Origin of the sequence: Prevotella rectalis (assembly GCF_900607215.1) — a bacterium.
GTDB lineage: Bacteria > Bacteroidota > Bacteroidia > Bacteroidales > Bacteroidaceae > Prevotella > Prevotella brunnea.
In genome coordinates, this window is record NZ_LR027819.1 from 101,087 (window position 1) to 108,164 (window position 7,078).

At 37.6% G+C, this 7,078-nt stretch carries 5 protein-coding genes and 3 pseudogenes; 6 read left to right on the top strand and 2 right to left on the bottom strand.

The genetic code is table 11. From position 1 onward, the window contains the following. Nucleotides 1–28: 28 nt before the first annotated feature. Nucleotides 29–970 (bottom strand): IS30 family transposase, encoded by a 942-nt coding sequence (locus tag E0E16_RS00540; protein WP_130828374.1) that lies wholly within the window; start codon nucleotides 968–970, stop codon nucleotides 29–31. Nucleotides 971–1,436: 466 nt separating this feature from the next. On the opposite strand from E0E16_RS00540, the gene E0E16_RS00545 reads away from it, so the two are divergent. Together E0E16_RS00545 and E0E16_RS00550 are read left to right on the top strand one after the other, a co-directional pair. Further along, on the top strand, nucleotides 1,437–2,207 hold the full coding sequence (locus E0E16_RS00545) for a hypothetical protein (RefSeq protein ID WP_130828375.1): 771 nt from the start codon (nucleotides 1,437–1,439) through the stop codon (nucleotides 2,205–2,207). Nucleotides 2,208–2,426: 219 nt separating this feature from the next. Continuing rightward, complete coding sequence (locus E0E16_RS00550; RefSeq protein WP_130828376.1) at nucleotides 2,427–4,058, top strand: DUF2971 domain-containing protein; 1,632 nt, start codon at nucleotides 2,427–2,429, stop codon at nucleotides 4,056–4,058. A gap of 101 nt (nucleotides 4,059–4,159) precedes the next feature. Here E0E16_RS00550 and E0E16_RS14045 read toward each other — a convergent pair. Then, nucleotides 4,160–4,264: pseudogene (locus E0E16_RS14045) on the bottom strand (IS982 family transposase); the annotation flags it as partial. Between the two features lie 337 nt (nucleotides 4,265–4,601). Here E0E16_RS14045 and E0E16_RS00560 point away from each other — a divergent pair. From E0E16_RS00560 to E0E16_RS14865, 4 genes and pseudogenes are all read left to right on the top strand, one after another. Beyond that, nucleotides 4,602–4,919: a helix-turn-helix domain-containing protein gene (locus E0E16_RS00560; RefSeq protein WP_130828377.1), complete on the top strand. Its 318-nt coding sequence runs from the start codon at nucleotides 4,602–4,604 to the stop codon at nucleotides 4,917–4,919. Between the two features lie 3 nt (nucleotides 4,920–4,922). Continuing rightward, nucleotides 4,923–6,197 (top strand): type II toxin-antitoxin system HipA family toxin, encoded by a 1,275-nt coding sequence (locus tag E0E16_RS00565; RefSeq protein WP_130828378.1) that lies wholly within the window; start codon nucleotides 4,923–4,925, stop codon nucleotides 6,195–6,197. A 161-nt stretch (nucleotides 6,198–6,358) separates the two neighbouring features. Next, a pseudogene (locus tag E0E16_RS14860) lies at nucleotides 6,359–6,718 on the top strand (transposase); the annotation flags it as partial. After that, nucleotides 6,698–6,997, top strand: a pseudogene (locus E0E16_RS14865) (transposase); the annotation flags it as partial. The pseudogenes E0E16_RS14860 and E0E16_RS14865, both read left to right, overlap by 21 nt. Nucleotides 6,998–7,078: the final 81 nt, after the last annotated feature.

The following is a 7,078-nucleotide window of genomic DNA, read 5'->3' on the forward strand; positions in this document are numbered from 1 at the left end:
GACGCAGAGTCAACCAGCAAGTGCAAAATTATAAAACGTATTTGAAGAATTCACACTTTGGAGTAGAAAAGTTTAATTTTTCTCTCGGTCTTTCGTTCAATTTCTTTTGTATCGACATAATTCTCTTGTCTGTGTAATGTTCAAACGAATCCTTTTTCGGTATATATTGTCTGATTAGTTTATTTGTATTCTCAATAGCTCCCTTTTGCCAAGAACAATATGGATCAGCGAAGTATACGGGCACGCCCAAGAACTTGGTAATATCCTTATGTGCCGCAAATTCAGGTCCGTTGTCTGTTGTAATGGTCTTCAGAATGTCCTTGTATGGTAGCAGCAGTTTTCTAACTACCTTTGCCAGAGGCTTTGCCTGCTTCCCAAATGGCAGTTTCTGCATAAGCAGCATATTGGTGGATTTCTCTACCAGTGTGAGTATGGCATGCTGGTCAGGGTCTACGATCAAGTCCATCTCAAAATCTCCAAATCTCTTCCCGTCAACTTCCTTACTTCTTTCATGGATACTCAACCTGTCTTTAATTGGAAAATGCCTGCCCTTGGGACGATGCCTGTATTTCATCTTATGCCTTGTGTGTTTGGCAAGTTCCCCTGTTGTATCATTATGAATGATATTATAAATGGATTGGTGGGACACCTTTATTCCCTCATTCTTGCGCAGATAACCTGATATTTGTCGTGGAGACCACTGGTCATTGGTGATATATTCCTTAATTCTCCAGACTAATTCGTTAGAGAGCCTGGCGTTCTTTACCGTTCTCTTTCTGCGCTGCATAGCCATATCGTGCGCCTTTGTCCAGATATACTTTTCTGATGGCGTGCTGTTGCGTTTGATTTCACGTGATAGTGTTGACTGACTGATGCCGACGATTGTGGCAATCTCTTTTCTCCCTGTTTTCTTTTGGAGTAAGGCGAAAATTTGCGACCTTTGCTCCGAGGTTAATTGATGATATTTCACAATACAAAGTTAATTAATCTTGGGGAGACAGAGGTCTCCCTTTTTTATTTGTATTGCTGGTTGTTTTTTTTCCTCGCCGAGAGATGCAGACAACCTCTCGCTACGCTTCGAGAACGTCTGCATCTCTCGGCGAGGGCTACTCTTTTATTGCACTTCGTTTTGGAACTTGCAGATTCGAATTACAAGATGAAATAAATAATCTCTTAACGAATCCTACAGAAGAAGACTGCAATGACATATATAGTCATGTAAAACAAAAGGGTTACTCATTCTTACCTCTCATAGAGTCAGCCAAAAAGGAGTCCGAATCTTATGAAAGGAAATATAAAGAATTGGAAGAGAAAAATAGAATCCTTCAAGACGAACTTTTAAAGACAAAACAAATTATTGAAAAAAAAGATAAAGTTATTAATCAAAAGAAATATGAGAACCGAAAGAGTCTCAAAAAAAGAAAGTCAAAAAGGCAATGAGAAAGATAAATAAATGGGACGAGGGAATCATCAAGATTATATTGAATCAGGATTCTAAAACGGGATCCACACTTGGAGAACTTTTAAAGCAATACTTTAATGATAAAGAATTTGCTCTTCTTATCTTAGCGCCAACAAAAAAGGTATATACCCTGTATAGTACAGAACATAAAAGAGATGAGATATATTCATTGCTTGTAAAAATAATTTCATTGATAGAAACAATGGAAAAAGAAGGACTTGTGTATTGCTTAAGTAAAGAGCAGAATCAGATAATATATGCTCCTTCTGATACTAGTGTGGGAATAGGAACTGGCGGGACGATATTAACAATAACTGGGGGACAAATTACGATTAACGAAAATACTGCTGTTCTAAGTAATAATCAAGGTGATATTATACTCAATGGAGAACTTGTCGAGGAGCCTATTCTGAGTAAAATTACTTACTATTTTAATAGCTTAATTTACCCTTCCGACTCATTACGGGTATTAGTTGATAACAATTTTGTGTCAGTAGAAATTCTTTCATACCAAAGGGAAGTTAAAGAAGCGAAGATTAGTAGAAATATAGCTTGGTTTGCTTGCATTATGTCATTGCTTTCGCCTTTTGGAGTGACATTTTTCAATAACAGGTTTTCTAAAACAGAAATACAGCAAGAACAATATGAAACCATAATAATGAAAATGGATTATAACCTTCAGAAGATGGACTCCTTGCTAAAAAAATCCAATTTCACTATAGAAAGTAAATCTAAGAACAAATAAATATAATTATGTTCGAATAAAGAAAGCCGATGAGCGACATACAAAAATAGATATTTAAAAGGATGCTAACATCCAAGATGTTTTCTAATCAATACTACTCAAATCAAGGAAACATTTTTGTACCATAAGAATGTAATTCATTGATTATCAGTATAGGATAAGTTTGAGGAAGTAATATTCGTTATTCGTTAGATAGTGTAACAAGGAAATAGGTTATTTATGGCAAAAGACAGTTTATTACTTTTATTGGGGAATCCTTTTTATGGTGTGTATTTTTCTGAGACGGATTTTTCTCTTCAAATAGAAAGCATTCATGGTCTCAAACATGACTATATAAATATTCTGCAAGATTATCTTTTGCAACACACTTCGCCTTTTAGTGTAAAAGAATTGCGCGACATAGGGCTTGCAGATATTGTTGGCAAAATAAAGATTTTGGAAAGCAATATGTTTCAAAATGGTGAATGGGCGTATTTGGATGATAGTGCTACAATAGATATTGCAGACTTGCAACAAAGGCTATTGGATTTTTTATTTGACTCCTTTGTAAAACGTCATCATTCTAAATACATTTACAGCACGAGGATTGAACGTTATGCAGAATCTTATAGGCAAAATCATTGTGCTCAACTTAAAGCCTTTTATAAAATAAAACAGATATTTATAAAAGAAGCTGAAAACAATCCTTATATAAGTATTGAGGTGCAAAATACATCACACGAATTACGATGCGAGATAAATTTTGACGGGAGAATTTGGATACAACTATCTGGTAATATGAGTAATAGTTTTACTTTGTATAAAGTTTCTTCTCAATACGACCAGCCTCCGTATTTCATCAATATCGATAATGGCGAAAAACCTTTTTCAATTTTTTGCCGTTTTGACAATGAAAAAAGCAAACAGAATCTAATGTTCCAAGATGTTAAAGACATCATATTTGAACAACCTGATAATATGGAAAAACATAAAACAGTCATACGAAACGCTTTCTTGTTTGTTTTTGAAGAGCAAATACAATTGGAGGAAATAATATATGATCCTGTAAGAAAGTGCTACTGCCTTTCAAAGGAAAAAGAACAAAAAATGTTTAATGAATTTATTCCACAAGAATCAAAATGCAAACAATTTGCAAAATACACTTCTTTCTCAACTTTAATGGCTACGCTTCAAAGTGGAAGGATACGCATGAATTCAATTGTAGGTATGAATGATAAAACTGAAATGTTTTTCCTTTCAGATACAATTAAAAACTTTCAAGAGAGTATTGCAGAAGAAGGAGATAATCTGTTTTTGGCTAATCGAAATTTTATCACATCCTTCTCAGAGCGTATAGACGAACTTGATATGTGGCGTTTCTATGGCGACAATGCACATGGAGTTTGTATGGTTTTTGAGTCAAAAGAAAATTCAGAGACTGGGATTAAAGAAGTTTTATATATAAATAAAGAGACAAATGACAGTGTAAAACGTATGAATGAGATACTCTCTAAATTAAAAGACGATAAAATAAATTTTCGTTTTCCCATACTTGATAAGCATAAGCCTTTCTATAAATCAGAGGATTTTAAGAATGAGGCAGAATATCGCCTGTTGATGGTCTCAGATAAACAAACAAATTGGGTTATAGCACAACCTTATAACATACTTTCACCCTATGTTGAAAGAGATTTGGGGATAGATGGTCAAGATGGAAATACAGATTCTCCTCTTGTCCTAAAAAAGATTATCCTTGGACCTGAAATGTTAAATAAGGAAATAAACAAAATACAGTTAGGGCAATTCATTAAGATCCGTTATTCTAATGACCGCATTGAGATTTGCGAGAGTAGAATATCAACGTATAGATGATTCCGAGGAAGCATTGATGCCATGAAAGTGTCATTGTGCTTATTCGGGAGGGAGCATCGTGCCGTATGAAATAATTACGCGAGTTCGGGATAAGAAAATCTTTAGAAAAGTTCCAATTGCCTTGATTTCTCTACGTGTACCGGCAGTGCTTCTGGCTTATTGTCAAAGAAACAATAGGCTGTAAGAGCAGAACATAAGTTCATGATGACTAGGTAACTATTACTTTAAGACATGGGAAGATAGTCAATTCTTCTTTTACGCAAAATATTTTGACTCGGTAAAAAAGGTTGCAGAATATCTGCTACTAGGAATTGAGATTTATAGCAAATACATTATATCAAAGGATTTTGAATGGAACTTTACCATAGATGACAAAGACTTTCAGCCACTATTCAATGAATTGAACAAATATATCAAGGAGCAACTTTCAGATGGCATAGACAAGTGGAGAAAACGAGGGCATGAAGAAATATTATAAGAAAAACAAATAAAGTATTATAAACTAAACATTTTATTGTATCTTTGCACCATAGAAGATACATTATGACAAAATTCACCAAAGCCAAATGGATGACCAGAGCACTACAAGAGAAGTTGAATGTAGTAGGAGAGCAATTCCGCCTTGCCCGATTACGAAGAGATCTGACAATGGATCAGGTTGCACAACGTGCGCAATGTACAAGGCTTACTCTCTCACGTTTAGAAAAGGGTGAGCCTACAGTATCTCTTGGTGTGGTAATGAGAGTACTCAATGCCCTGCAGCTTGAAGAGGATATACTCCATTTGGCTAAAGACGATAAGTTGGGGCACATGGTACAGGACTTAGGTATTAAGAATAAGAAACGAGCTTCAAAAAGATAACACATGGAAAAATTAGATGTGATAGCCAATTTCGATTGGATGGATAAGGAAGAGAAGGTAGGCACTCTTGGGCATGAATACCTAAGAGGCTCTGACGTATTTTCTTTTGAGTTTGATAAAAACTGGCTCAAAACCTTTCCTAAAATTTACTTTGGGCAAGACCTCCGCCCATATCCCGGGGTACAATATAGCCGAGATAACCACATCTTCGGTTGTTTTTCTGATGCTCTCCCTGACAGATGGGGGCGACGACTGATAGACTTGCGTACTTCACTTGAGACAGAAGGGAAAGCAAGCCATACCTTATCTGATTGGGACTATCTCAAAGGCGTGGAAGATGAGCTGCGTATGGGTGGTTTTCGCTTTCAGGATCCAGATAGCGGAGCATTTATCAGCTCTACGCCTGGTTACAGCGTTCCGCCTGCCATACACATTGACGAACTTTTACAAGCTGCTAAAGAGATTGAGAAAAGTGAGTATAAGCATTTGGAACCAGAAAAGAAGTGGGTACAGAGGCTTTTCCAACCTGGTTCCTCAATGGGTGGAGCACGCCCAAAGGCTTGTGTGCAGAGTGGCGGTCATCTTTATCTTGCCAAATTCCCTTCCATCAATGACGACATCAACGTATCACGCTGGGAACATTTCGCCCATCTGATGGCTAAGGAATGTGGTATCAACGTTGCCGAAACACAGGTAATTAGGACAGGAGCTGATCAGGATATACTCCTCTCTAAAAGATTTGATAGATCCGAAGACAACAAGAGAATCCACATGGCTTCTTCTCTCACCGTCCTTGGCTTCACTGATGGCGACGGACAAAGAAGTGGAAAAGGCTATTTGGATATTGTGGATTTTATCATTTCAGGAGGTGGCAACCATATAGAAGCTAATTTAGAAGAACTATACAAGCGAGTTGCCTTCAATATCTGTATTGGTAATACCGACGATCACTTTAGAAATCATTCGTTCCTACTTGGAAAGGAGGGGTGGGAATTGTCTCCTGCATACGACATGAACCCTACGAACGGTATATTTCAAGCATTGCTTATCGATACCAACACAAACGATAGTTCACTCAACAAACTTTACAATGCTCATGAGCTTTATATGCTGGATGAAACAACCGCAAGAGGCATTATAATGGACGTAACAAGGAACATGAAGTATTGGGAGAATATGGCAGAGAATATAGGACTTTCCCGACGAGAAATTATGCACTTTACAAATCGTTTTGAACAAGGTATGGAATTTCAATATGGGTCAGGGCTTTGTCGGTAAGGTTAAACGAGGGAGATATTTCATACATTTTCCCTTTAGCTTATACAGTCGTCCCTTGAAAAGTAAATAATCTATTGATTATCAATAAAATAACCTTTATATTATTTGTATATATCTACAAGTTTTTGTATCTTTGCATAGTAAAATCTTGCAAATCAACAATGTATAAATCTCCATCCAACACCCATCAGGTATCAATGTTTTGGGACTTGGCATCCATGCTCAATCCCACCCATCCAATGTACAAACTTGCCAATCTGATAAATTGGGAAACCTTTGAGCGTTCCTTTGCCCCCTTGTACTGTAAGGACAACGGACGCATGGCCAAGCCCATCCGCCTGATGGTCGGTCTTATAGTGCTGAAGCATATTCGCAACGTTTCGGACGAGAGCGTCGTGGAACAGTTCTCGGAGAACGCCTACTACCAGTATTTTTGCGGAATGGAATCCTTCACCATCGCCAAACCTTGCGTACCGACGGAACTCGTGGAGTTCCGCCATCGCATTGGAGAGACGAACATCATGATACCCGGTGTTCCCAAGGCAAGCGACTCGCCACACACGAAAAAGAAAAAACAAATGTTCTTCCGCAAGAGAGCAGGAATAGAGCCTGTCATCGGGCACTGCAAGGCAGATCATCGATTGGGGAGGAACTTCTACAAGGGTCTCTTGGGTGATGCCATCAACGTGATGCTCGCTGCGGCTGCATTTAACTTCAAAAGAGCCATGCGACTTCTTTTGTGCCTTATTCGAAGATACAAAATAATACTCATATTTTTAGCTGCCGTGTTTAAACTAAGCTCTATTTGTGGACAAACAGACACGGCTACGCTAAAAATTAGTTATAAAGCAGCATTTAAGTCTTGTGTAGAACGTCCGCAG